Source organism: Marinobacterium lacunae (assembly GCF_000705555.1).
Taxonomy (GTDB): domain Bacteria; phylum Pseudomonadota; class Gammaproteobacteria; order Pseudomonadales; family Balneatricaceae; genus Marinobacterium_D; species Marinobacterium_D lacunae.
In genome coordinates, this window is record NZ_JMQN01000047.1 from 109,243 (window position 1) to 132,397 (window position 23,155).

Here is a 23,155-nt window from a genome sequence, read left to right on the forward strand (position 1 = left end):
GGTGGTGACTGTACCATCTAAATCGGTTTCTGGGGTCATTGAATCACTACATCAAGTAGCAAAGTGAATCGCCCCTAGTCCTCTAGACGCGGTAGTCCCTTGGGACCACCACTTGCAGAAGTAACCAACGACCGTTATGTGCCGATAGCTGCGCTAGGTGCACGGCACACCTTATGTCTGCAAAGGGCCAAAAACGGTCGATGCGGTAGATCTTCCATCTTGTCAGCTTCGGGTCGAATGTGGCCACTGACGTAAATGACCGCAAAGCCTGCTTCGTATGCCAAGTCGCTTAAGATAAGGGGGCCAGATACTAAGCGGAAGTAGGAGGCGCACTCAAATCAGCCGGGGTGGCCAGTCGTGATTTCTTGGAAAAACACACGTTCAAATGATGCCTTACTTTCGTGGTCCACTCTAAACGTGATCTGGAAAGTCCATGGTTGCTAACGCGGCAAAAACTTTTGCTATTTCACTGCCATCGTCAGCCAGCCGAATATGCGTTTTCGGCAGCGATGGCATGCCGTATGCCGCCGGTACTTCAACCAAATCACGATCGGCAAGTGATAGCGGCAACGCTGAAACCGCGAGATCAGCGCGCAGGGCCGCGACTTGGCCCATTGATGTGTCGCTGGAGTATGCAATCCGATAGGGCATATCTGCCTCCTGCAACGCTTGCAGGGCGGCGTCACGCCAAGCGCAGCCGACGTCGGCCACCGCAATTGGCAGAGGATCATGCTCGATTGCGCGCCCACCCTCGCGCATCAGCCATTTCAATGGCTCTGAAAACAGATCCTGTGCGTTGATCGTAGATGGCACGATGTCGTTGAAGAGAGCGACGTTGACAGCGCCGTCCGTCAATTTCTGCTTTACCGACTCACTGGTGTCAAGGCGAACATCCACCACGATGCCAGGGTGAGTCTCGGCCAGCCTCCTTAGCAGACGGGGCACCAGAGAGATTCCCAGATCATGTGGCGCCGCCAGGCGCAACCGCCCCTCAAGGGGCGAGCCTTGGAACAACGCCATCGCCTCGTCACTGATCCCGAGAAGTCTGCGGGCGACACCCAGCAAGATATCGCCGTGCTCTGTCAGACTGACGTGACGGGCGTCCCGGTGCAGCAGTTGTGTGCCAAGGAGGTCTTCGAGCTTGCGCATCTGAAGGCTGATTGCCGAGGGCGAGCGATTGACTCGCACGGCGGCTCGCCGAAAGGACCCGGTCTCGCAGATAGCCACAAAGCTACGAAGCGCATCGAGATTTAGGGTCCGGTTCGTCGGAGCGGAAACGTCGAAGGGTTCCAGTGTTGAGTTTTCCTGATTCATAGGGTTAAAACGTATCGTTTTTCTAAATCAAGATCAAAGCATAGTCTTCACCTGAAGAAAAAGAGGTAAGGAGACCCTATGTCCATTTTCTTGAATAAGCGCCTGCTCGGTCTTTTCTGGGCAGCAACGGCTATCCTAGTTTGGTCGGGGTCTTTAGTGATGCTCCGGCTTGGCGTTACAACAAGCTTGAATGCGTATGACCTGACTGCTATTCGGTTTGGCGTGGCTGGTCTGGTCCTTTTTCCGTTAGTTCTTCAACGTGGATTTGTCTTTAAGCGTGCCGGCGTGTGCGGGCTTATCGCGATGGTGGCAGGATTCGGCGCGCCCTATGTTTTACTTATCTCACTGGCGTTGAAAACCGCGCCTGCTTCGGCTGCCGGATCTATCAATCCCGGGATGATGGCGGTCACTTCGCTGTTGCTGGGCTGGATAATTTTCCGCGACCGGATCGGTAGGGTCCGTATCGGCGGTGCTGTGCTGATCCTTGTCGGGATTGCCCTTTTCACGGAATTGGTAGGCAGTTTCACCGTCGGCCATCTGATTCTCATGGGGACCGGCATCATGTGGGCGATTTATGCATTAATTGTCCGCTGTACCAATATTCCAGCGCTGAGTGCTACCGCTGTTGTTGCGATCGGATCAGCAGTCATCTATCTACCGGTCTATATCGTCGCCTTACCCAAGCGGATTGCGGCGGCGCCTTTACAGGACATACTGATGCAAGCAGGGTTTCAGGGTGTTCTGGTCAGTGTTCTTGCTATCTATGCGTTCAATCGTTCGGCTGAACTGCTTGGACCGCTGGTCGGTGCCACGCTGCCCGCACTGATCCCGGTGACCACTCTGGGGCTTGGGGTGTTATTGTTGGGCGAGACGGTGGGGATCGAGCATATGGTATCGGCCGGAGCAATTGGTACGGGCGTCGCTTTAATCCTCGCCGGTCACGCTCCCGCGTATCGGTTATGGAGGTTCGTTCGCGCTCGAGTCGCTCTGCTTAATGGTGACTGATAAGCAACACAGCTTCCGGTCCATAGCGACAGTCCTCGGTCCCCTCAACCTGTGTCGCGCTCAATGCGGTTCGACAATCCTGATAGAATCGCGGACCGAATTGAGCGTTAAGGTCAGGTGGTCATGCGGATTCTTCTTTTGTCGGCGTACGATGCGGTCAGCCACAGCTATTGGCGTAAGGGGCTGGTTGCGGCATTTCCCGAACATGACTGGACGGTTCTGTCACTGCCTGCGCGCTATTTCAGCTGGCGCATTCGCGGCAACAGCCTGAGCTGGGCCTTTGGCAAGCGCGAGGTATTAAGCCGGTCTTATGATCTGGTGATCGCCACATCGATGGTGGACCTCACCAGCCTGCGCGGGTTTATTCCTTCGCTGGCCAGCACACCGACGCTGGTCTATTTCCATGAAAACCAGTTTGCCTATCCGGAGTCGGGCCGCGAGTACCGCAGCGTCGAGCCGCTGATTCTGAATCTGTATAACGCCCTGTGCGGTGATCGGGTGCTGTTCAACTCGGCCTACAACCGTGACACCCTGCTTGAGGGGGCCGAGCGCCTGCTGCGCAAGTTGCCGGATCAGGTGCCGCCGGGGTTAATTGATCACATCCGCGCGCGCGCACAGATTCTGCCTGTACCCATGCCGGATTCGGCGTTTCTGCCGCCTGAACCAACCTCCGATGCGCTCTCGCTAGTGTGGAATCACCGTTGGGAGTTCGACAAGGGGCCTGAGCTTTTGCATGCGGCGGTCAAGGCGCTGCAGGCATCCGGTGTGCGGTTCACGCTCCATGTTGTGGGGCAGCAGTTTCGCTCGACGCCCGCGGTGTTTGATGATCTCAAGCGCGATCTTGAGTCCGGTGGCAATCTTGGCCGCTGGGGCCATATTGAGCAGGTTGCTGAGTATCGTCAGCTGTTGCAGCGCTGTGATGTGGCGCTCTCAACGGCGCTGCATGATTTTCAGGGCATCGCAGTGCTAGAGGCGGTGGCCGCGGGTTGTCGCCCGGTTGTCCCTGATAGGCTTGCCTATACCGAGCTGTTTCCGGATGAGTGCCGTTATTCGCAAGCGGATGAGAGTAGGGCGTTGGCGCAGATGGTGGCAGCTTTGGCTGAGCAAAAGGCCAAAGGCGAGGCGCTTCAGGTGCCGGATGTATCGCATCTGAGCTGGAGGGCGTTAACGCCCGCCTGGGCCGAGCTGATTGCCGGTGTAACGGCCTAACCTGTAGATCTGCGTCAATGGGGCACCCTTGCCCGATGTCGCCTCGGCCGTTATCCTGCTGCGCTTTCTGATACTGACTCTTAAGAGAGACATTTGATAGCGCACAGGGGGTGGCGGTGGTAACAGTCAAGGAGATGATCGATCAGATACTGGTTCGCGAGGGTGGTTATGTGGATCACCCGGATGATCGCGGCGGGCCAACCAAATTCGGCATTACGCAAAAAACGCTCTCGCGCTATTACGGTCGCGCGGCCACACCCTCTGAGGTGGAGGCGCTCTCTGTCGAGGTGGCGCGCGAGATCTACGAGCGCAACTACTACATAGCGCCCAGCCTCAATACGCTGCCCGATACCGTTCAGCCCTTTCTGTTCGACAGCGCCGTTAATCACGGCCCGCGCCGTGCCATTCGGTTTTTGCAGAGCGTGTGCAATCAGGCCCGCTATACCCCCGCGTTGTCAGAAGATGGCGCCGTCGGGCCCAATACCCGCAGAGCCGCTGTCTGGGCCGAGCGCGAGATGGGCCGCGTGCTGTTACGGGCATTGATAGAGGAGCGGCGCAACTTTTACCGTGTCATCGTCGAGATGCGGCCGTCACAGCGGGTGTTTCTCAACGGCTGGATGAATCGTGTGAATGAGTTTGAGCGGGGGCTGTCCTGATGGCGTGGTGGAATGTGATTACCGATCTCTTTACCGGTGGCAAGGCGGTGGCCGAAGTGTTCGTGGAAAACCGCGAAAACAGGGGGCAGCGTATCCACGACGAGCAGATGGCCGATATCGAGCGGGATCGGGCCTCGCTGGAGCAGTTTTCAGCCGAGTTTCACAATCGTCTAAGGCGCACCTGGTGGGACTCGCTGGTGGATGGCCTCAACCGCTTGCCGCGCCCGCTGTTGACCATTGCGGTGCTCAGTTTCTTTGTTCTGGCACCGATCAACCCCGAGCGTTTCCTGCTGATCGCGAAGTCGTTCGAGATCATGCCGCCCGGATACTGGGCACTGCTCAGTGTGATTATCAGTTTCTATTTTGGCGGGCGTATGCAGCTGAAATCGCAAGATCTCAAGATTCGAAAAGATGCCGTCGATGCAGCCAAAGAGCTCATTAGCCTAAGGCGCGAATTTCGCCAGCTGACTGACGAAGATGAGAGTATCGAGTCGAAAATTTTTGATACTGCCCTGCTCAGGGGTGATACACAGGTCAGCAACCGTGTGGTTGAACAGTGGCTTGAAAGCCGGGAAAAGCGCTTGCTGGGCGATGATGCTTCGGTGGGCTAACAGTTTTTCATGAGGCTTACATCGCGTCTGTTTCGATCTTGAAACATCCCTTCTTTTTGTCCGGAAAAATATTCATGCGGGGTTATTTTCGGCTCTGTGACAAAAATGTGACTGATAGCTGAACGCTATACTTGGGAGGTGAGTCATTAGCAGGGAGAGCCTTACTCCCAAACGCTCTATAGAAGGGGTAGGTACGCTTCTGGCAGGGAAGTAACCACTGTAGTGAGGCGAGTATTATGCCTTCTCAAAATAGTCTGCTGGAAGTGATCAAGCTTCAGACCGACATCGCGAAGGTGGGGTTGGATCTTGGCGATGTAATGGAACTGGTCGTGGAAAGGGCGTTGCCGCTGACCGGTGCCGATGGTGCGTTGATCGAGTTAGTCGATGGCGACTGGATGGTCAATCGGGCGGCGTCGGGTCTTGCTAAGTCGAGACTTGGTTTGAAGCTCAAGCGCGAAAACAGTCTGTCTGGCCTGTGTGTCGAAACCGGTGCAATACTGCGCTGTGACGACACCGAGAAAGATCCCCGCGTCAATTATGATTCCTGCCAACAGCTGGGCACACGCTCGATGATCGTGGTGCCGCTGAAGTACAAGGAGGTCACGGTTGGGGTGCTCAAGGCGGTGTCTCAACAGCCGGGGAAGTTCACAACGGCGCATATGACACTGCTGGGCCTGTCATCTGAACTGGTTGGTACGACCATTTTCTTTGCCACCAAATACGGTCGGGACGATCTCTTCTTCAAGGCGACCCATGACAGCCTGACCGGGCTTGCCAACCGCTCACTGTTTATCGACCGACTGCGCAGCGCCATCGCGCTGGGTTCGCGTGATGCCCGTCCGGTGGGCGTGCTGATGATCGACATGGATGATCTTAAAAAGATCAACGACACCTATGGTCACCGGGTAGGAGATGCTGTGATAAAGGAGTTCGCCAACCGCAGCAGAGCCGGTGCCCGTGCATCGGATACGGTGGCGCGTCTCGGCGGGGACGAATTCGGTGTGCTGCTTAAGCCGATCGATGTACCTGAGGGGCTCGATGCGGCTATACAGCGTCAGTACGAGATGATCGATGCGCCGTTTCTGTTCGAGCACCGGATATATCACCTCCATGCCAGTATAGGTGCGGCGTGCTTCCCGGACGATGGTTACGATGTCGGCGGGCTGCTGGATGCGGCCGACCGGCGCATGTACGAGATCAAGCGCGAGCACAAGTGCGGCACCGCGTTAACGCACGCCAGTTGAGTATTGCGCGCTGGTTTCAGGCGATATCCGCGAATACGTAGCCGTTCTTGCCGCTCTTTTTAACATCGTACATCGAGCGGTCGGCCACCTTGATAAGCTCTTCCAGTGTCTGGCCGTGATCGGGGTAAAGGGCAACGCCGATGCTGGCACCGATACAGGCCAGTTGATCGCTAGCGCCTTCCAGTCGAAGCGATATCGGCTGGCGAACCGCCTCGACAATCTTCTCGCAAATCGGTTTTACGTTGTCTTCATCGACAATATTGTTCAGCAGTACGACGAACTCGTCGCCCCCCATGCGCGCGACAATGTCAGACTGGCGCACCCTGTGTGACAGCCGCTTGGCCACCTCGACCAATACCTGATCCCCGGCCCCGTGGCCCCACTTATCGTTGACCTCCTTGAAGCTGTCGAGGTCGATAAACAGCAGGGCAGCCTTGTGCTGGTTGCGCTGTAAGTTGGCCAGCAGGTTTTGGGCGCTGACTGACAGGTAATGCATGGAGGGGATGCCGGTGAGTGCGTCATGGTGAGCCATGTGCTCAAGCTCGCTTCGGGCCTGTTGGGCTTCATCCAGCGCGTTGTGCAGGTCGGTCACGTCATACTCCGCAACCAGTATCAGAAACTCGCCACTTAGTGGGTGTCGTGTGATGCGAATATCCAGCGTATGGCGGCGCACGCCCTGGCCTGTATTCATCAGGTGGGTCCAGCGACCGCCTTTTTGGGCGAGTGCTTCTGCAAGCCGTGACGTGCCTTCCGACGCGTGAAGAAAACGCGCGGTAAACGCTGAATGGCCCTCGGGCAGAGCCTGTGTATCGATATGTTTGTAGGCTTCGGTTGCGGCCGGATTCTCGATAACGGTCTTGCCTTCGAATGTAAAGCTTGTGACCAGCACGTTGGTGTAGCGCATCGCCTCAACCAGCAGCAGGTTCTCCGGCGTTTCGCCCAGATTCACCTCCTCGTTGATGTACGCGATGATGGCCCGGTGCTTGTGCGGGCCAACGGTAACCGCCCGATGCCGCATGAATAGCGTCTTGGGTTTGCCGTTGGGGTAGGTTGTCCAGGGATCGACGGTCAGCCCGTTCTTGGCTGCCAGTTCGAACGTCTGCAGGGTGCGGTCGCGCGCGCCTTGTGTATCGCCCGAGAGATCCTTGTTGATCAGCTGATCCAGCGTATCCAGCCCCCAAAATGAGAGCGCTGCGCTGTTGCCCCACCACCAGCCATGTTTGTCGAGATCGAAAATCCAGACCACATCGGGGATGAGTTCATAGAGTTTCAACTCGTCGTGGGACTGAATGTGTACGAGGTGGCTGTAATCAGTGTGCATATAAAGCGTGTCCGAAACCCTTTGCAGAGCTCTATATTACATTGTCTCCATGTTGATTCACTGACAAATGTCGCGTCAGTTCGTATCATTCACCTTCTGTTTACGCTCGAGAGACTCAGGCATGTCCGATACACCCGTTCGATTGACCGAATACAGCCACGGAGCCGGTTGTGGCTGCAAGATTTCCCCTAAAGTGCTGGACCAGATTCTGGTCTCGCAACTTAAAGTGCCGGAGTCTCCGAACCTGTTGGTCGGTAACAGCAGCAAGGATGACGCGGCCGCCTATGATCTCGGTAACGGGCAGGTTGTGTTGAGCACAACCGATTTCTTTATGCCGATCGTCGATGACCCGTTCGACTTCGGCCGTATCGCGGCGACGAATGCGATCAGCGATATCTACGCCATGGGCGGCAATCCGCTGATGGCGATCGCCATTCTGGGCTGGCCGATCAATCTGCTGCCGGCCGAGGTTGCCCAGCAGGTGGTTGAGGGGGGCCGTCAGGCTTGTGCCGATGCCGGTATTCCATTGGCAGGCGGGCACAGTATCGACGCCCCCGAGCCGATTTTCGGTTTGGCCGTTACGGGGCTTACCAGCCGCGAACAGCTCAAGCAGAATGATCGCGCCCAGCCCGGCGACAAGCTCTACCTCACCAAGCCGTTGGGAATTGGCATTCTCACCACCGCGCAGAAACAGAAAAAGCTCCTGCCCGAGCATACGTATCTGGCACGGGACATCATGTGCAGGCTCAACAGCGTCGGCGCCCGGGTGTCAGCACTGGAGGGCGTCAATGCCATTACCGATGTGACGGGGTTTGGCCTGATGGGGCATCTGCTGGAGGTGTGTGAAGGCAGTGGCGTGCAGGCGGTGGTGAACGCATCAGCCGTGCCGGTTATCCCCGAAGCGCTGGATTACCTCGCACAGGGCTGCGTACCCGGTGGCACCGGCCGCAATCTGGATAGTTACGGCCACAAACTGGCACCCATGACCGAGCATCAGCGCAACCTGTTGTGCGACCCCCAAACCAGCGGTGGCCTGCTGATCGCCATTCGTCCCGATCAGGCGGCTGCGCTGGAAACCCTGCTAACCGAGCACGGCGTGCACGCACAGCCAATTGGTGAGCTTGAAGCCTACGGCGGCGCGGAGTATGTCCGTGTCGAGGGCGAGGTTAGCCTGTGAGCCGTCCGGACAGCAGCGAGTTTCTGCAGATTTTCCTTAACGATATTCCGATGATCGACACCCGTTCGCCCATCGAATTCGAGAAGGGGGCATTTCCCAGCAGCGTGAGCCTGCCATTGATGACGACGCAGGAGCGCGCGCAGGTGGGCACCTGCTACAAGCAGAAAGGGCAGCAGGCTGCGATTGAGCTTGGCCACTCACTGGTCAGCGGTGCGATCAAGGAGGCCCGAGTTAACGCCTGGGTCGCGTTCGCCAACGAACACCCTGAAGGGTACTTATACTGCTGGCGCGGAGGCCTGCGCAGCCAGATCTGTCAACAGTGGATGCGCGATGCCGGCTGCGAGTATCCCCGGATTACCGGTGGCTACAAGGCGATGCGGCAGTTCCTGATTCGGGAGTTTGAGCGTATATGTGAACACCAGCCCATGGTGCTGCTCGGTGGCCAGACCGGCAGCCGCAAAACGGAGCTGATCGAACAGCTTGATAATGCCGTTGATCTGGAGGGGCTTGCGCATCATCGGGGGTCCAGCTTCGGGCGGCGGCCAGAGGGTCAGCCGAGCCAGTTGAATTTCGAGAATGCGCTGGCGGTTGACCTGCTCAAGGTTGAACACTCATCGGCAATACAATCAGGGCTACCGGTGGTGCTTGAAGACGAGGGCAGGTTGGTGGGGCGTTGCTCAGTTCCGCTGCCGCTGCAGCGGCGCATGCTCAGCAGCCCGATCGTGGTGCTTGAAGTGCCGCTGGATGAGCGTGTTGAACACAGCTATCACAACTACATTCTAGAAAAACTGCAGGAATGGCAGCGTAAACTGGGCGAGGAGGAGGGCTTCAATGCCTTTGCCGAAGATCTGACCCAGTCGCTCTATCGCATACGCAAGCGCTTGGGTGGTGTCCGCTATGCTGAGGTTGCCGCGATGCTGGACGAAGCACTCACCGCACATCGAAGCGGTAACCCCGATCTGCATTGGGACTGGATTCTGACGCTGCTGGTGGATTACTACGATCCGATGTACGACTATCAGCTCAGCCGAAGAGAAGGCCGAATTGTGTTCCGGGGCGACCGGGAGGCGGTTCATCAGTATCTTACATCGCGTCATCACGCGAACTAATCGACACACGTCCAGACAAGGAGAGACTATGTCATTTTTGAGCCGTGCAATGGCTGTGGTTATGTTGGCGCTGCCGACATTTGCCCTGGCCGATACCTTTGTTTTTACCGCCATCCCTGATGCCGACGAATCCCGTTTGCAGCAGCGTTTCGGCAAGGTGGCCGACTACCTGAGCGAACAGCTTAATGTCGATGTGCAGTACATTCCGGTGAAGTCCTACGCAGCGGCAATCACTGCGTTTCGCAACGATCAGGTTCAGCTGGCCTGGTTTGGTGGCCTCTCAGGTGTGCAGGCACGCCGTCTGGTGCCGGATTCAGAAGCGCTGGCGCAGGGTTATGAAGACCAGTTCTTCAAGTCGTACTTCATTGCCCATGAAAGTGCTGGTATGGAAGCGGGCGAGAGCCTCAGCGACGCGCTCAAGGGCAAGACGTTTACCTTCGGTTCTAAAGGCTCTACATCAGGCCGTTTGATGCCGGAGTTTTACCTGCGCGAGCAGTTTGGCGCAGCGCCTGAAGAGATTTTCTCACGGGTCGGCTTCTCCGGTGATCACAGCCGCACGATCGCGCAGGTTCAGTCCGGTGCCTATCAGATCGGGGCGGTCAACTTCGCGGTGTGGGAGAAAGAGCTCGAAGAGGGCAAGATCGACACCAACAAGGTGAAGGTAATCTGGACCACGCCGACATACCCCGACTACCAGTGGACCATTCGCGGTGATGTGGATGCGCGCTTTGGAGCAGGCTTCAAAGAAAAGGTGCGTCAGGTGCTGCTGAACATGAACGATCCGGACCTGCTGGCAAGTTTCCCGCGCAAGAGCTTTGTGCCCGCCAGTAACGACGATTACGGCCCCATCGAAAGCACTGCTAAGGCGATTGGCCTGCTGGACTGATAACACGGATGTCTGATCAACAGGTGTTGTTTCAATTATCCGCCCACTCGCTGGAGTTGGGCGGCCATACCGTGCTGGATGCCGTCAGCCTAAGCATCCGTGCCGGTGAGAAGGTTGCCCTGCTCGGGCCGTCCGGTGCGGGAAAAACGACCTTGCTTAATCAGCTGTATCAGCAGTGCCCGGAACAGATCGCACTGCAGCCGCAGGGCGGTGGGCTGGTGGATCTTCTCTCGGTCTATCAGAACGTGTTTATCGGCGCGCTGGACCGTGTGGGCACATGCGCGGCGCTGTGGAATCTGGTTCGGCCACTGCGCACGCACCGAGATGCTATCACCAAGTTAACCGAAACATTGGGGTTGGAGACCAAACTCTGGCACTCGTTAGACAGGCTCTCGGGTGGTCAGCGTCAGCGTGTGGCCATAGGGCGAGCGCTCTATCGCCAGCAGCCGGTGTTTCTGGGTGATGAGCCGGTATCGTCTGTGGACCCGTTGCAGGCCCAGATGCTGCTCGATTACCTGCTGCAGCAGCATGAAACGGCCGTTGTCAGTCTGCACAACCGCCGTCTTGCGCTGGAACATTTCGATCGGATCATCGTGATGCGTGATGGGCGAATCTGCTGTGATCGCGCAGCGACTGAACTTGATAGCGAAGCGCTCGATGCTTTCTATCAGGAGAGTTCATCGCCCGAGTCGGAACAGCCAGCTCCGAGTGAAACGGGCTGGGCGATAACCGCCTCATGATCACGACCCCCTATTTCCGGCTTCGCTCAAGCGTGCGCACGTTAAACCGTGTCTGTTTCGCGTTGGTGGTGGCCGCCGCTCTGTCCCTTCTATGGGCTGATCTTGCGGTGTATCCGGTGGACCCCTGGCACGAACTGGCCCGCATCGGGCGAGGTGTCATACTGCCTGCCTGGGATGAACCCCGGGTGTTGGCAGAGTCGTTGGGGCAAACGGTGGCGTTTGCGCTGCTGGCCGTGGTACTGGCAGTACCCCTTGGGCTGTTGCTGGCGATGCTGTTCCATTGGCGCGCGGTGCGCTATTTCTGCGCGGCCATACGGTCGGTGCACGAGCTGTTCTGGGGGCTGATCTTCATGCAGCTCTACGGATTGAGTGCCACGACTGGCTTGTTGGCCATTCTGGTCCCGTTTACCGGGGTCTTTGCCAAGGTGTTTGCGGAGATTTTCGAGCAGCAGGCACACGCGCCGGGGCAGACCTTGTCGCCGAGTCTGGGCACGCTCAAACGCTATGCCTATACCCTGATTCCGCAAAGCTGGTCGGCATTGCTCAGTTACATTCGTTACCGCTTCGAGTGCGCCCTGCGCTCCAGCGCCATTCTGGGGTTTATCGGCCTGCCGACGCTGGGCTTTCACCTTGAAACCGCATTCAAACAGGGGCAATACAGCGAGGCCGGTGCGCTGCTGTGGGCGTTTGTACTACTGATCGCCACGATCCGTTTCTGGATGAAGCCTGTGTTACTGCCGTTCTATATCGGATTGGCAATCTGGCTGCTTCCTGAAACGGTCGGCTTCAGTAACGGTGGCTATCTCTGGCAGTTTGTCAGCGTCGATATCTGGCCGGAGCCGCTGAGAGACGCGCAGTGGGGCGCGGCACTTCAGTGGTACACCACGATGTTCACCGATCAGGTCTGGCCCGGTCTGATTCAGACCCTGCTGCTTACGCAGATTGCGCTGGTGCTGACGGCGGTGGTGGTGTTGGCGACATACCCCTTTGCCACGCGTGTGCTGGGCGGCCCGCTTGTACGCTGGCCCGGACGTTTCCTGCTGCTGATACTGCGCTCAACGCCGGAGATGGTGCTGGCGTTTGTATTTCTGCTGCTGTTTGGCCCCTCCGGCTTGCCGGCTGTGCTGGCGCTGGCGCTGCACAACGGCGGGCTGATTGCATTCCTCGTTGCCAACGCCAGTGACGCCGAGGCTGGTGGCCGAGTGTCGCGTCCTGACGATCCTAAAGGGCTGCTGCGCTATGCCTATATCGAAACGCCGCGCCGTTTTCCGGCCATGCTGGCGTTTCTGTTCTATCGCTGGGAAGTGATCCTGCGCGAAAGCGCAATCATGGGTATTCTTGGCATAACAACGTTGGGTTTCTATATAGACTCCGCGTTTGAGGAGATCCGCTATGATCGCGCCTTCCTGCTGATAGCGGTAACCGCGATACTGAATATTCTGGTTGATGCCACCTCTCGTCGGCTGCGTCTAATGGCGCACGCAGACACGGCACGACGCTAAGAGACAACCTTGCTCACGAATGGGATACGAGAATGGATGAATCAGTAAAAATTGAGCTGGCGCAGGTGCAGGAGATCTACAATCTGATCGTTGAGTTCTTTGTGACCTACAGTTTTCAGATTGTCGGTGCCATCATCATTCTGCTGCTGGGGCTGTGGGTGGCCAGCAAGGTGTCCAACTGGTCATTGGCTCTGATGCAGCGACACAATCTGGACATCACGCTGAGCCGGTTTATCGCCAGTTGCGTCAAGATACTCATCATCGCGATGGTCGCCGTGGTGGCGCTTGGCAAGCTGGGGATCAGCGTCACCCCGTTACTGGCTATGATCGGTGCCGTCGGTTTGGGGGCAGGGTTGGCCGTTCAGGGTTTGCTGTCCAACTACAGCGCGGGCCTGACCATCGTCCTGACCCGGCCCTATGTGGTGGGCGATACCATCAGTGTGCAGGGCGTTACCGGCCAGGTTAAGGAGGTGCACCTGTCGCACACGCTGCTGACCAACGAGGATGGTGTTGAGATTTCGATTCCCAACAAACACGTGGTCGGCGAGATCATCCATAACTCCCACGCCAATACGCTGGCGGAAGTCTCCATCGATATCGCATACAGCGCCGATCCCGAGCGCGCGATCGCGTCGCTTAAATCAACCCTGTCAGGCTTTGGTGAAGAGATCTGCCAGGATCCTGCACCGCAGGTGGGTATAGAGGCGTTCGGTGAAAGCGGTATTACGCTGGGTATACGCATCTGGCTTCCGACCGAGCGCTATTACGACCTGTTGTACCGTGCCAATCTTGCCATGTTCAATGCGCTGAAAGCCGAAGGCATCGAGATACCCTTCCCGCAGCGTGAAGTGCGCCTGCTCAATACGCCCTCTGCTGCCTAAACCGCTATTTATTTGCAGGCCGTGCCACCAGGTGGCACGGCTGGCTAAAACTCATTTAACCCCTGTCCGAGTTACAGGCTGCTGCCGATAAAATCGCCAAGCGCTATGCGCTGTTGGATGCGAAACCCTGATTCGCGAAATGAGGATATGAACCTATTCTATCCGCAGGCGTATAAACGACCATCTGGTTTGAGTCTTATTAACCTGATATTTGCATTGGTCGGGTCAGGCTAAGCAGAAAATACGTTAAATTCTCATTATGATAAAAATAGTTATCGTGATATGAGCGGTGTCGCCAGTCTATATTTACACTGTGTTTGAATTCAATAGTTGTTAATACTGTTTATGCTTTTCATTTAAAAGCAGTCTTTTGGGCATGTGCTAGAATTATTAGGATTTTACATGATATGGTTATTAGGCCTGTGGAGGTATTGGTATATTTGGTTGTATAAATAAGGGACTTGATATAGATGCTTTTTGAAGCGGGAATAGTATGTTTATATTATCGCTTCCCTTTTAAAGGAGGAAGGTTATGAGTAGGAAAGAGGCATATCAAAAAAAACTCCAAGCGCAGCTGGACGAGTGGGACGCGGAAATTAAAAAGCTCAAAGCGAAGGCAGATGCTGCTGAGGCCGATACACGAATTGAGTATTACAAGCATATTGATGAGCTACAGTCTATGCAGGTATCGGTTAAAAATAAGCTTGTTGAGCTTAAAAACTCCAGTGACGATGCATGGGAAGATCTTAAAGTAGGCATCGATAGTGCTTGGGAGTCTCTTGGTAAAGCGTTGCACTCAGCGGCTTCGAGATTTAAGTAACACTATTGTTCGATGCATATACCCTGTTAAGGAGGTTTTAAATGAATTTACATATACCGACGCTGGTGCTGATTGGCGCACTGGGTATTGCTCAGCCCTGCTATGCACAGGCGGAAAAGGACAGCGCTTCAATAGAAGAGGTTAAGAGGGATACTCAGGAATTAATTAAGTCTATAGGCTCATTTACTGCTGATAAAAAGATCAGGCAGTTGAAGAAGCAAAAGACAGCTTGAATAAGTTGGATCAACGTATTGATGCGTTGCAGGCAAAAATCGATCAAAACTTTGACGACATGAGCGATGCTGCTCGTCAGGAAGCCCGTGAAGACATGAAAACCCTTCGTAAGCTGCGAAATAAAACGGCTGAATGGTACGGCAGTATGAAAACCAGCTCTGCAGATGCGTGGGATCAGATGAAAAAAGGGTTCTCCAATGCCTACAAGGACCTCGCAGAAGCCTGGGAAAAATCTGAAAAAGCGCTCGGCTCCAATCAGTAGCTTTGCTCAACAACCGTACTCAGCTATGCTGCGACAACTGTAGTCAGTGTGTGGAGCCCACTTCGGTCGTTAAGCACTTGGCAGCGATAGGATAGCAAAATGTCAAATTGTGGCTGTGGAGCAGAACAGGCCGATCGTTTAGAACGAAAAACGCTATTAGCGCTTCTGTCGATCAATGCGTTTATGTTCGTTGTGGAGTTAACCCTGGGCTGGTTTGCGCAATCGACCGGTCTTATTGCCGATTCACTCGATATGCTGGCGGATGCGTCTGTTTATGGTTTGTCGCTGTATGCCGTTGGCAAAGGGATCGTCCAGCAGGCAAAAGCTGCCAGAGTCAGCGGTTATCTCCAGATTATATTGGGGCTTGGCGTGTTGTTTGAGGCGCTGCGACGCTTGCTGTTTGGTAGTGAGCCACAGAGCACCCTCATCGTTGTTGTTGGTGCCGCGGCGCTGGTTGCCAATGTCCTGTGCCTTGTGCTGATTTCCAAGCACAGAGAGGGCGGGGTACACATGAGGGCGTCTTGGATATTTTCCACAAACGATGTCATCGCCAATCTGGGTGTCATGCTATCCGGCGTACTGGTTGCCGTTCTGGGGAGTCGATATCCTGATCTGGTCGTCGGTGCGATCATTTCGATTATTGTGATCCGAGGTGGGATCACGATTCTTCGAGAAGCCGGAGAGTCTCTGGATCCTCCCAAATGCGCCTGATGGGCGATGGTCGGTTATCAGGCCCGGCACATGAAACCTTGCCGGGCCGACATGCCTGCCAGCTCACAATTGGAAAGTGTTAAGCCTTCTTATACGGATTCGGCAGCTTGATATTAAAACGGATCGCCAGCGCTCTTAGCAGAAAGGCGACGCAGAATCCGCCGATCAGGTCGTAGCTGTGAGGCAGCTCAAGACTGTTGAGCGACAGGTAAACCACTGAGCCTGCGAGCGCGGTCGTGATATACAGCTCCTCATTCATCAGCGTCAGATTACTGCTGCACAGCACGTCGCGGGCGATACCGCCAAAGGAGGCGGTCATCACACCCATGCAGACCGCTATCAGCGGCGTAGTGTCGAAGTTAAGCGCGACCTCCGTACCGACCACGGCAAACAACGCCAATCCCACGGCGTCCATCCATAGCAGTGCTTTCGATAGTGATACCAGTTTAGGCGCTATGAAGTAGGTCGCAGCTGAAGCGATCAAACAGACGCTGATCCAGATCGGTTCACGGATCCAGAACACTGGCAGGTTTCCAAGCAGAAGATCGCGCAGGGTGCCGCCCCCGATACCGGTGACGGTACCGATCAGCATAAAGCCCAGTATGTCCATGCGGTGTCGGGCGGCGTCGAGTGCGCCGGAGATGGCAAATACGGCGACGGCAGATAAGCCCATAAGGTTAACGACGGCGGTGATATCGAATGGCATGTGAGCCCTTTTTTGACAGTTTTAACCTGAGAGGTCGTTATAGATGAATTAAACTCAATCGTCGGTCAAGAAAAGATTGTTTTTTCCAAAGTGGGAAACTTCCTAAAATGTGCAGCAACTAGACATTCATGGGCACAAGATAGCAATCATGTACGATCAAAACTTCAATTCATTTTGGGCATGTCGTCGTCAGGCTGATATGGAACGTGCCGCGTATTTCAAGAAAAGTGCTCGTGCCGTGAAATCTTGGGTTGTAAGCAAGATTGCGTACATCGCGGGCGATACTACGCTGATCGGTCGCCACCATACTCACTAAGCGCTACGCCCTTCAACACGTTTAGCAAACAAGCACCTTTCGCGGTGCTTTTTTGTTTTTTGGCTCACCTTGACGTCACATCCCGGCGTCCAGCAATCGACATTCTCTGAATAGCCGCTCTAGCACCGCTAAAGCGTCATTGGCCCGGGTGCTTTGTATTGATGGAGCTGATGCGGGGGTGGCTGCTCAATAAAGGTGTATTAATCCGCTGGACGCAGTACTTCTATCGGCTCACTGATGTTGTGCAGTTCAAAATGTCCGCAAGAGGTCCAATTCATATCCAGCGCATCGGCAAAGGCGCGGGAAACGAGCACCGGTTGATCCAGCGATTTGCACAGGCTCTCAACGCGCGCGGCTTCGTTTGCAGCCTGGCCTATTACCGTGAACTCCAGACGTGTGGGGGTGCCAATATTGCCGTATAGCACCATGCCGGGGTGCAGACCTATACCAAACTCTATTTCGGGCTCACCGTTCTCGATGCGCCGGCGGTTGAGGTCATCGCTGCGCGCGACGCTGGCAAGTGCGGCTGCTAGTGACGCCTTGCAGGCGGATTCCCGGTCGCCGAATTGGGCGATGGGAAAGATGGCAAGGGACGCATCGCCGATAAATCGCAGTATTTCGCCGCCAAATTCGGTAACGGTGCCTGCCGTTAGCTCGAAATAGTCATTCAGTACGGACAGAAACGCCTGCGCATCATACTGCTCAGCGAGTCGGCTGGAGTTGCGAAGGTCGCAGAAATAGATGACGGCATCGATCAGTTCACTGTCACCCCGTTGTATCTGGCCCGCGTGAACGCGCTGGCCCGAATAGGAGCCGAGGTAGGCTTGAAGGATGTCATCGACCAGCCGACGGTGAGTCAGATTTTTCAGTTGCGCACACAGGGGGAGGTGAAACTTGCGGAACAGCTCCAGTTCGTCATCGCTGAAGCCATCTGGCCGAGACGACATCCAGCTGATGACAAGGCCTTCCTGGCCATCGGGTGAAACGCTGCGATCGTTGAAGTTTGTGAGTTGCAGGAAGTAGTCGGTCGCACCGTTGTGTGCGGCCGACTTGAGCATTGGGTATTGGTCGGAGGACGTGCCGGCTTTAATCCGGATCCGGCCCTCGATTGCGCCGCTTTCGTAAAAGGGACGCACCGGGCTGCAGGTCCAGAACGCTTTCTCGGTTATGCCGCGCGGATAGTTGTCGTTGACGACACCTGTGCCCGCCTGCCAGCTGTACGCACTCACCGCATACAGCGGGTGGAGCATCGGCAGGCCAAAGTGGACCCGGTGGAGCCGGATGCCGAAGGACTCCATTAGCTCGACCATTTCCTGCAGCAGCGAGGGCACATCCCAGTCGCGCATTGCGCCCCGATGTAGCCACTCGAGCAGGTCGTCATAGTGATCCAAAGCGGTCATCTTAAGGTCCTTGCCATAGCAATGTTCCTATCATCACCCAAAGACCACGGGGTGCAAGCATTTCAGTGTCGTGCGCGAAACAGCATCTCGCCGACGCTCATGTCGTTGCGCACCGAGTTACGGATCGACTGTTCGATAGCAGGGTCATCGACGTCGTAGAGGCCGCACAGCGCCAGCGCCTTGCGGATTCTGATCTCCTGACCGAGATATTCGTACACCACGCGGGCACAGCAGGGCATGCGTTCGCTGTTATCGGATACACCAATCTTGAGCCCTGTCAGTCGCGAAATGCGGTTCCGAAAGCTGGGAAAGAGAATCGTCTGAGTGATTTCGTGGTGGTTGAGGGTTTCGTAGTCGGTTAGAAACAGACGGTCGCTGAGCAGACAGGCGATACCCTGATAGCGGTTGTGGCAGGCCGGTTCACCTGCGTGAGGGCGCATTCTCTCGGTGCGCTGAAAGACCACCTGGCCATCGTGTGACTCAAGGCAGACCAAATTGCGCAGCAGTTTGCCCGGCGTCGACATCGACAGGTAGTACTCGAAGTAGTAGCCAAGATAGCGCTCAAGCCCGTGACTGCCGATGCGGGAGAGCTGGTCGAGATGACTGCACGCTTGGGATGTTGTGGAGTCGGGCGTCGACGAACTCTGCGGACGTACCTGAACCAGTCGCTCGAACTGGCCGTGGGGCAGCAGTATCTCGTGAACCTCCACCCCGAAAAACTCGCAAATGCGCCGCAACGTATTGGCGGAGGGCTTGTATTGTCCACCGAGGTAACGGTTGAACTGTGGGCGGTTGATGTTGAGCCGACGACACACTTCCGCGATCGATTTGTAGTAGGTGCACAGCAGTCGCAGATTCTGTGCAAAGTCCTCATGCATGCCCGGCTGGTTCATGATGGCTCCATCCTCAGCTAAAAAGTGCGCCAAACTGCGCCTGTCTCATTTTGATGCGCAGGTAGCGCCAAACTGCGCCAATCTGTAGTCAGAGTGTCAAATTTTATCAGTGCCATACCGTTGTTTAAATGGGCGTCTTCCTAGAAAAACTTCCTACAACAAGAAAAGCGGAGATTCCCGATGTTGGACTTTCTCAACGATATACTCTGGGGGAAGGTGCTAATTGCACTGCTGATAACGGTCGGTATCGGCTTTACCCTGGCTTCCCGATTCGTTCAGTTCCGGTATTTCGGACGCATGTTCCGGATACTCAGCGCCAGTCAGGCGTTTAAGAAAGACAAACACGGTCATCTCAGCTCGTTTCAGGCGTTGCTGCTTTCCGTTGCCGGTCGTGTCGGTGGCGGTAACATCGCCGGTGTCGCGGTTGCTATCACCCTGGGCGGCCCCGGCGCTATATTCTGGATGTGGATCGTCGGCCTGATGGGTATGGCGACAAGCTTCCTTGAGTGCACCCTCGCTCAAACCTACAAGCAGGCTGAGCCCGATGGCACCTATCGAGGCGGTCCTGCGCACTATATCGCCCGCGGCATGGGCAGCAAGTGGAAGTGGCTGGCAGGTGTCTACTCCGTACTGCTGCTGGTGACGTTCGGCTTCGGTTTTACGGCGCTTCAGTCCTATGCTGTTGCCACCTCTTTTGGTGACGCGTTCGGCGTGCCGGTTTTCTACACAGGTATCGGTCTGGCAATGATCGTGGGCCTGATCATCTTCGGTGGTGTTAAGCGTATTGCACGTGTTGCCGAGGTGCTGGTGCCGGTTATGGCACTGGGTTATATCCTGGTCGCAGGCTTTGTTCTGGCACTGAACATCGAGCGAATCCCCGATGTAGTGATGCTGATTGTGAACAGCGCTTTCGGTCTTGAACCGGTTGTTGGCGGCGGTATCGGTGCGGCGATCCTGATGGGCGTGAAGCGCGGCCTGTTCTCCAACGAAGCAGGTCTTGGCAGTGCGCCTAACGTGGCGGCGGTTGCCTATGTACCGCATCCTGCCAACCAGGGCGTGGTGCAGTCGTTCTCTGTCTTCATCGATACGCTGATCATCTGCTCGGCCACCGCTTTCATCATTTTGCTCAGTGGCGTGTACGACCCTGCCAGTGCGAATGATATCGGCGGCGTAGCGCTGACTCAGGCCGCTCTTGCCGAGCACGTTGGCGAGTGGGGACGCAGCTTTGTCAGCATCGCGCTGCTGTTGTTCGGCTTCAGCACCGTGCTCTACAACTACTACCTCGGTGAGAACAGCATCAATTTCTTCAGCACCGAAAACCAGAACCTGTTTAACGGCTTCCGTGTCGCCATCATCGGTCTGGTGTGCTGGGGTGCAACCACCGATCTGGGTACTGTGTTCGCGTTTGCCGATGTCACCATGGGCTTCCTGGCACTGGTGAACCTGATTGCCCTGATCGTGCTGATCAAACCGGGTCTGCGCATTATGCGTGACTTTGACGAGCAGATCGCCGATGGCATCGAGCAGCCGGTATTCGACGCTTCACGCTTTGCCGATATGAACGTGGATGCGGCGGCTTGGGAGATCGAGCCGGAAGATCTTGAAAAGATCAATCAGCGTCGCAGCACGCCGGTTCCCGCCAGTGGCGAGACGATTCTCTAACGCTTTATAGATCCAACCCGGGCCCGGCATTCTGCCGGGCCTTACCGACAACCGTTTCTCTTGTTATCACGCAAGGTGACTTTCACTATGAACACCCGCATCGAGCACGATCTTCTTGGCGATCTTGCAGTTCCCGCTGACGCTTATTACGGCGTTCAGACACAGCGTGCGTTGGACAACTTTTCTATTACCGGTGTACCGATCAGCCATTTCCCGGCCTTTATTCGGGCATTAGCCATGGTCAAATCGGCTGCGGCCAGAGCGAACCGAGATCTGGGCGCGCTGGATGCCGTTAAAGCGAGTGCGATCATCGCAGCCTGCGATGACATCATCGACGGTAAACTGCATGAGCAGTTCGTGGTGGATCTGATTCAGGGCGGAGCGGGCACCTCGACCAACATGAACGCCAACGAGGTGATCGCCAACCTGGCGCTTGAAAAGCTGGGTTATGCCAAGGGCGAGTACCAGCACCTGCATCCGAATGACGATGTAAACCGCTCCCAGTCCACCAACGATGCGTATCCGACGGCGGTTTGTCTGGCGATTCAGTTTGCTGCCGAGCCGCTTGAGCAGATCATCATCCAACTCAAAGCGAGTCTTGAGGCCAAAGGTCGCGAATTTTCCGACATTGTGAAGATGGGCCGAACCCAGCTTCAGGATGCGGTTCCGATGACGCTGGGGCAGGAGTTCGAGGCGTTCGCCGTCAACCTCGGCGAGGATATCGACCGCCTGCACGAGGCCAGCAAGCTGCTGTGCGAGGTGAACCTCGGCGGTACGGCCATCGGCACCGGTATCAACACACATCCGCGTTATCAGGCGCTGGCTGTGAAATATCTGGCGGAGATCTCGGGCAAGCCCATCGTATCGGCGACTAACCTGGTGGAAGCGACCTCGGACATGGGAGCCTTTGTGCTCTTCTCGGGCATTCTCAAGCGTTTTGCCGTCAAACTGGGCAAAATGTGCAACGACCTGCGGCTGCTTTCAAGCGGCCCCCGCACGGGGCTCGGCGAGATTATGTTGCCACCGATGCAGCCCGGCTCCTCAATTATGCCCGGCAAGGTAAACCCGGTGATTCCCGAGGTGGTCAACCAGACCGCCTATCAGGTGATCGCCAGCGATCTGGCCGTTACGCTGGCGGCAGAAGCCGGTCAGTTGCAGCTCAATGCCATGGAGCCGCTGATCGTGTACAACCTGCTGAACTCCATGAAAATGCTGGGCTCTGCGTGCAAAACACTGGATGCCCGCTGCATTCAGGGCATTCGTGCCAATGCGGAGCAGTGTGCACGTCACGTGGACAACAGCATCGGCATCATCACTGCGCTGGTGCCCCACATCGGCTATTCGAACTCCACCCGAATCGCGGCGCAGGCGCTCAACAGCGGTTCAACCGTGCGTGAGCTGGTATTGGCTGAAGGCCTGCTCACCGAGGCTCAGCTTGATCGCCTGTTGAGTCCGCGCTCCATGCTCGCACCGTTTTCAGAAGTGTCATGATGATGAAGGTTCTGGTTATCTACACAGGAGGCACCATCGGAATGGTGCCCTCCGATCAGGGGTATGTGCCGGTTTCCGGTTTTCATGATCGTGTACTTGAGCAGCTCGGTAGCGCTGCCGATCAACTGCCAGAGTACGATCTGGTCGAGCTTGATCGGTTGATCGACAGCGCCAATGTGGTGCCGCAAGACTGGTGTGAGATAGCCAGAACGCTTGAGCGTCACTGGGCGCAGTACGATGGCTTCGTGGTGTTGCACGGTACCGATACCATGGCGTACACCGCCTCGGCGCTGTCGTTCATGCTGCGCGGTATCGACAAGCCGGTGATCCTGACCGGTTCTCAGATACCGCTGGCAGAGCTGCGCAACGATGCACTCGATAACCTGATTACCTCGTTGATGCTGGCTGCCAGCGGTGAGATTCACGAGGTGTGTGTCTACTTCAACGGTCGCCTGTTGCGCGGTAATCGGGCGCGCAAGGTGCGCAGTACCGGTTTCGATGCGTTCGACTCACCCAACTGCCCTTGGCTGGGACAGGTTGGTATCCATATCGACCTGCGTCATGACCTCCTGCTGCCGGCGGGGACGCCTGATTTCTGCATTCCTCAACTGGATCCGTCTGCGGTTGTGGCACTGAGCGTATTCCCGGGCATGCCCGCGCGCCTGATTGAATCAGCACTGGATGATCCCCGGGTCAGAGGGCTGGTACTGCAAACCTACGGCGTGGGCAATCCGCCTGATGCTGATCTGGCGCTCATTGGAGCGCTGGAGCAGGCATGTGCACGGGGGGTGGCGGTGCTCAATGTCACCCAGTGTCATCAGGGGGCGGTGAGTCAGGGAGCGTATGCCACTGGCGCTACGCTCAATCGCATCGGCGTCATTCCCGGTAGTGATCTGACACCGGAAGCGGCCTTTACCAAACTGCATCTTCTGTTGGCGCAGGACCTCTTTGGCGAGCAGTTAAGCGATGCGTTGAGTCATCCGCTGTGTGGTGAGTGCGCCTGAA

Annotated in this window: 23 protein-coding genes; 18 read left to right on the forward strand and 5 right to left on the reverse strand. The window is 56.2% G+C overall.

Annotated elements, in window-relative coordinates:
• Positions 1-411: 411 nt before the first annotated feature.
• Positions 412-1,314: a LysR substrate-binding domain-containing protein gene (locus tag ADIMK_RS15755; protein WP_051693015.1), complete on the reverse strand. Its 903-nt coding sequence runs from the start codon at positions 1,312-1,314 to the stop codon at positions 412-414.
• Between the two features lie 78 nt (positions 1,315-1,392).
• Between ADIMK_RS15755 and ADIMK_RS15760 the strand changes: the two genes are divergently transcribed.
• The 5 genes from ADIMK_RS15760 to ADIMK_RS15780 all read left to right on the forward strand — a co-directional run bounded on the left by ADIMK_RS15760 (position 1,393) and on the right by ADIMK_RS15780 (position 6,039).
• The gene (locus tag ADIMK_RS15760; protein ID WP_036190178.1) at positions 1,393-2,319 is read left to right on the forward strand and encodes a DMT family transporter; all 927 of its coding nucleotides are present in this window, start codon (positions 1,393-1,395) and stop codon (positions 2,317-2,319) included.
• 123 nt (positions 2,320-2,442) lie between these two features.
• Positions 2,443-3,528, forward strand: coding sequence for a tRNA-queuosine alpha-mannosyltransferase domain-containing protein (locus ADIMK_RS15765; RefSeq protein WP_036190180.1), 1,086 nt, complete (start codon positions 2,443-2,445; stop codon positions 3,526-3,528).
• A gap of 116 nt (positions 3,529-3,644) precedes the next feature.
• Positions 3,645-4,184 carry a glycoside hydrolase family 108 protein gene (locus tag ADIMK_RS15770; protein WP_156042952.1) on the forward strand — a complete coding sequence of 180 codons (540 nt, stop codon included), beginning with the start codon at positions 3,645-3,647 and terminating at the stop codon, positions 4,182-4,184.
• The gene (locus ADIMK_RS21450; RefSeq protein ID WP_051693016.1) at positions 4,184-4,795 is read left to right on the forward strand and encodes a 3TM-type holin; all 612 of its coding nucleotides are present in this window, start codon (positions 4,184-4,186) and stop codon (positions 4,793-4,795) included. Before ADIMK_RS15770 ends, ADIMK_RS21450 begins: the two co-directional genes overlap by 1 nt.
• Before the next feature lie 236 nt (positions 4,796-5,031).
• Positions 5,032-6,039, forward strand: a complete 1,008-nt coding sequence (locus tag ADIMK_RS15780; protein ID WP_036190182.1) for a sensor domain-containing diguanylate cyclase — start codon at positions 5,032-5,034, stop codon at positions 6,037-6,039.
• 16 nt (positions 6,040-6,055) lie between these two features.
• Here the strand turns inward: ADIMK_RS15780 and ADIMK_RS15785 are convergent, their stop codons facing one another.
• Complete coding sequence (locus ADIMK_RS15785) at positions 6,056-7,360, reverse strand: GGDEF domain-containing protein (protein ID WP_036190184.1); 1,305 nt, start codon at positions 7,358-7,360, stop codon at positions 6,056-6,058.
• A 121-nt stretch (positions 7,361-7,481) separates the two neighbouring features.
• Between ADIMK_RS15785 and selD the strand changes: the two genes are divergently transcribed.
• The 10 genes from selD to ADIMK_RS15830 all read left to right on the forward strand — a co-directional run bounded on the left by selD (position 7,482) and on the right by ADIMK_RS15830 (position 15,682).
• On the forward strand, positions 7,482-8,537 hold the full coding sequence (gene selD / locus ADIMK_RS15790) for a selenide, water dikinase SelD (protein WP_036190186.1): 1,056 nt from the start codon (positions 7,482-7,484) through the stop codon (positions 8,535-8,537).
• Positions 8,534-9,646: a tRNA 2-selenouridine(34) synthase MnmH gene (mnmH, locus tag ADIMK_RS15795; RefSeq protein WP_036190188.1), complete on the forward strand. Its 1,113-nt coding sequence runs from the start codon at positions 8,534-8,536 to the stop codon at positions 9,644-9,646. The genes selD and mnmH overlap by 4 nt, the downstream gene beginning before the upstream one ends.
• A gap of 28 nt (positions 9,647-9,674) precedes the next feature.
• Entirely contained in the window at positions 9,675-10,532 is an 858-nt protein-coding gene (locus ADIMK_RS15800) for a putative selenate ABC transporter substrate-binding protein (RefSeq protein WP_036190190.1), read from the forward strand.
• 8 nt (positions 10,533-10,540) lie between these two features.
• A complete protein-coding gene (locus tag ADIMK_RS15805; protein WP_081849817.1) occupies positions 10,541-11,272 on the forward strand; it encodes an ATP-binding cassette domain-containing protein in 732 nt (243 codons plus the stop codon).
• A complete protein-coding gene (locus tag ADIMK_RS15810; protein WP_036190191.1) occupies positions 11,269-12,774 on the forward strand; it encodes a PhnE/PtxC family ABC transporter permease in 1,506 nt (501 codons plus the stop codon). The genes ADIMK_RS15805 and ADIMK_RS15810 overlap by 4 nt, the downstream gene beginning before the upstream one ends.
• Before the next feature lie 32 nt (positions 12,775-12,806).
• Positions 12,807-13,655, forward strand: coding sequence for a mechanosensitive ion channel family protein (locus ADIMK_RS15815; protein ID WP_036190192.1), 849 nt, complete (start codon positions 12,807-12,809; stop codon positions 13,653-13,655).
• Positions 13,656-14,187: 532 nt separating this feature from the next.
• A complete protein-coding gene (locus ADIMK_RS15820) occupies positions 14,188-14,475 on the forward strand; it encodes a sll1863 family stress response protein (protein WP_036190194.1) in 288 nt (95 codons plus the stop codon).
• Positions 14,476-14,516: 41 nt separating this feature from the next.
• Entirely contained in the window at positions 14,517-14,708 is a 192-nt protein-coding gene (locus ADIMK_RS21455) for a hypothetical protein (RefSeq protein WP_051693017.1), read from the forward strand.
• On the forward strand, positions 14,705-14,971 hold the full coding sequence (locus ADIMK_RS21460; RefSeq protein WP_051693018.1) for a sll1863 family stress response protein: 267 nt from the start codon (positions 14,705-14,707) through the stop codon (positions 14,969-14,971). The genes ADIMK_RS21455 and ADIMK_RS21460 overlap by 4 nt, the downstream gene beginning before the upstream one ends.
• 99 nt (positions 14,972-15,070) lie before the next feature.
• A complete protein-coding gene (locus tag ADIMK_RS15830) occupies positions 15,071-15,682 on the forward strand; it encodes a cation efflux transmembrane domain-containing protein (protein WP_036190196.1) in 612 nt (203 codons plus the stop codon).
• Between the two features lie 79 nt (positions 15,683-15,761).
• On the opposite strand, the gene ADIMK_RS15835 is transcribed toward ADIMK_RS15830, so the two are convergent.
• From ADIMK_RS15835 to ADIMK_RS15845, 3 genes are all read right to left on the reverse strand, one after another.
• Complete coding sequence (locus tag ADIMK_RS15835) at positions 15,762-16,388, reverse strand: trimeric intracellular cation channel family protein (protein WP_036190198.1); 627 nt, start codon at positions 16,386-16,388, stop codon at positions 15,762-15,764.
• A 516-nt stretch (positions 16,389-16,904) separates the two neighbouring features.
• Positions 16,905-18,104: an adenylate/guanylate cyclase domain-containing protein gene (locus ADIMK_RS15840; protein WP_036190200.1), complete on the reverse strand. Its 1,200-nt coding sequence runs from the start codon at positions 18,102-18,104 to the stop codon at positions 16,905-16,907.
• A gap of 62 nt (positions 18,105-18,166) precedes the next feature.
• A complete protein-coding gene (locus ADIMK_RS15845) occupies positions 18,167-18,982 on the reverse strand; it encodes a helix-turn-helix transcriptional regulator (RefSeq protein WP_036190511.1) in 816 nt (271 codons plus the stop codon).
• Between the two features lie 195 nt (positions 18,983-19,177).
• Between ADIMK_RS15845 and ADIMK_RS15850 the strand changes: the two genes are divergently transcribed.
• The 3 genes from ADIMK_RS15850 (at position 19,178) to ansA (ending at position 23,154) form a co-directional block, all read left to right on the forward strand.
• A complete protein-coding gene (locus tag ADIMK_RS15850; RefSeq protein ID WP_036190201.1) occupies positions 19,178-20,659 on the forward strand; it encodes an alanine/glycine:cation symporter family protein in 1,482 nt (493 codons plus the stop codon).
• Between the two features lie 87 nt (positions 20,660-20,746).
• Positions 20,747-22,150 carry an aspartate ammonia-lyase gene (locus ADIMK_RS15855; protein ID WP_036190203.1) on the forward strand — a complete coding sequence of 468 codons (1,404 nt, stop codon included), beginning with the start codon at positions 20,747-20,749 and terminating at the stop codon, positions 22,148-22,150.
• Positions 22,147-23,154: an asparaginase gene (ansA, locus tag ADIMK_RS15860; RefSeq protein WP_036190205.1), complete on the forward strand. Its 1,008-nt coding sequence runs from the start codon at positions 22,147-22,149 to the stop codon at positions 23,152-23,154. Before ADIMK_RS15855 ends, ansA begins: the two co-directional genes overlap by 4 nt.
• Position 23,155 lies beyond the last annotated feature (1 nt).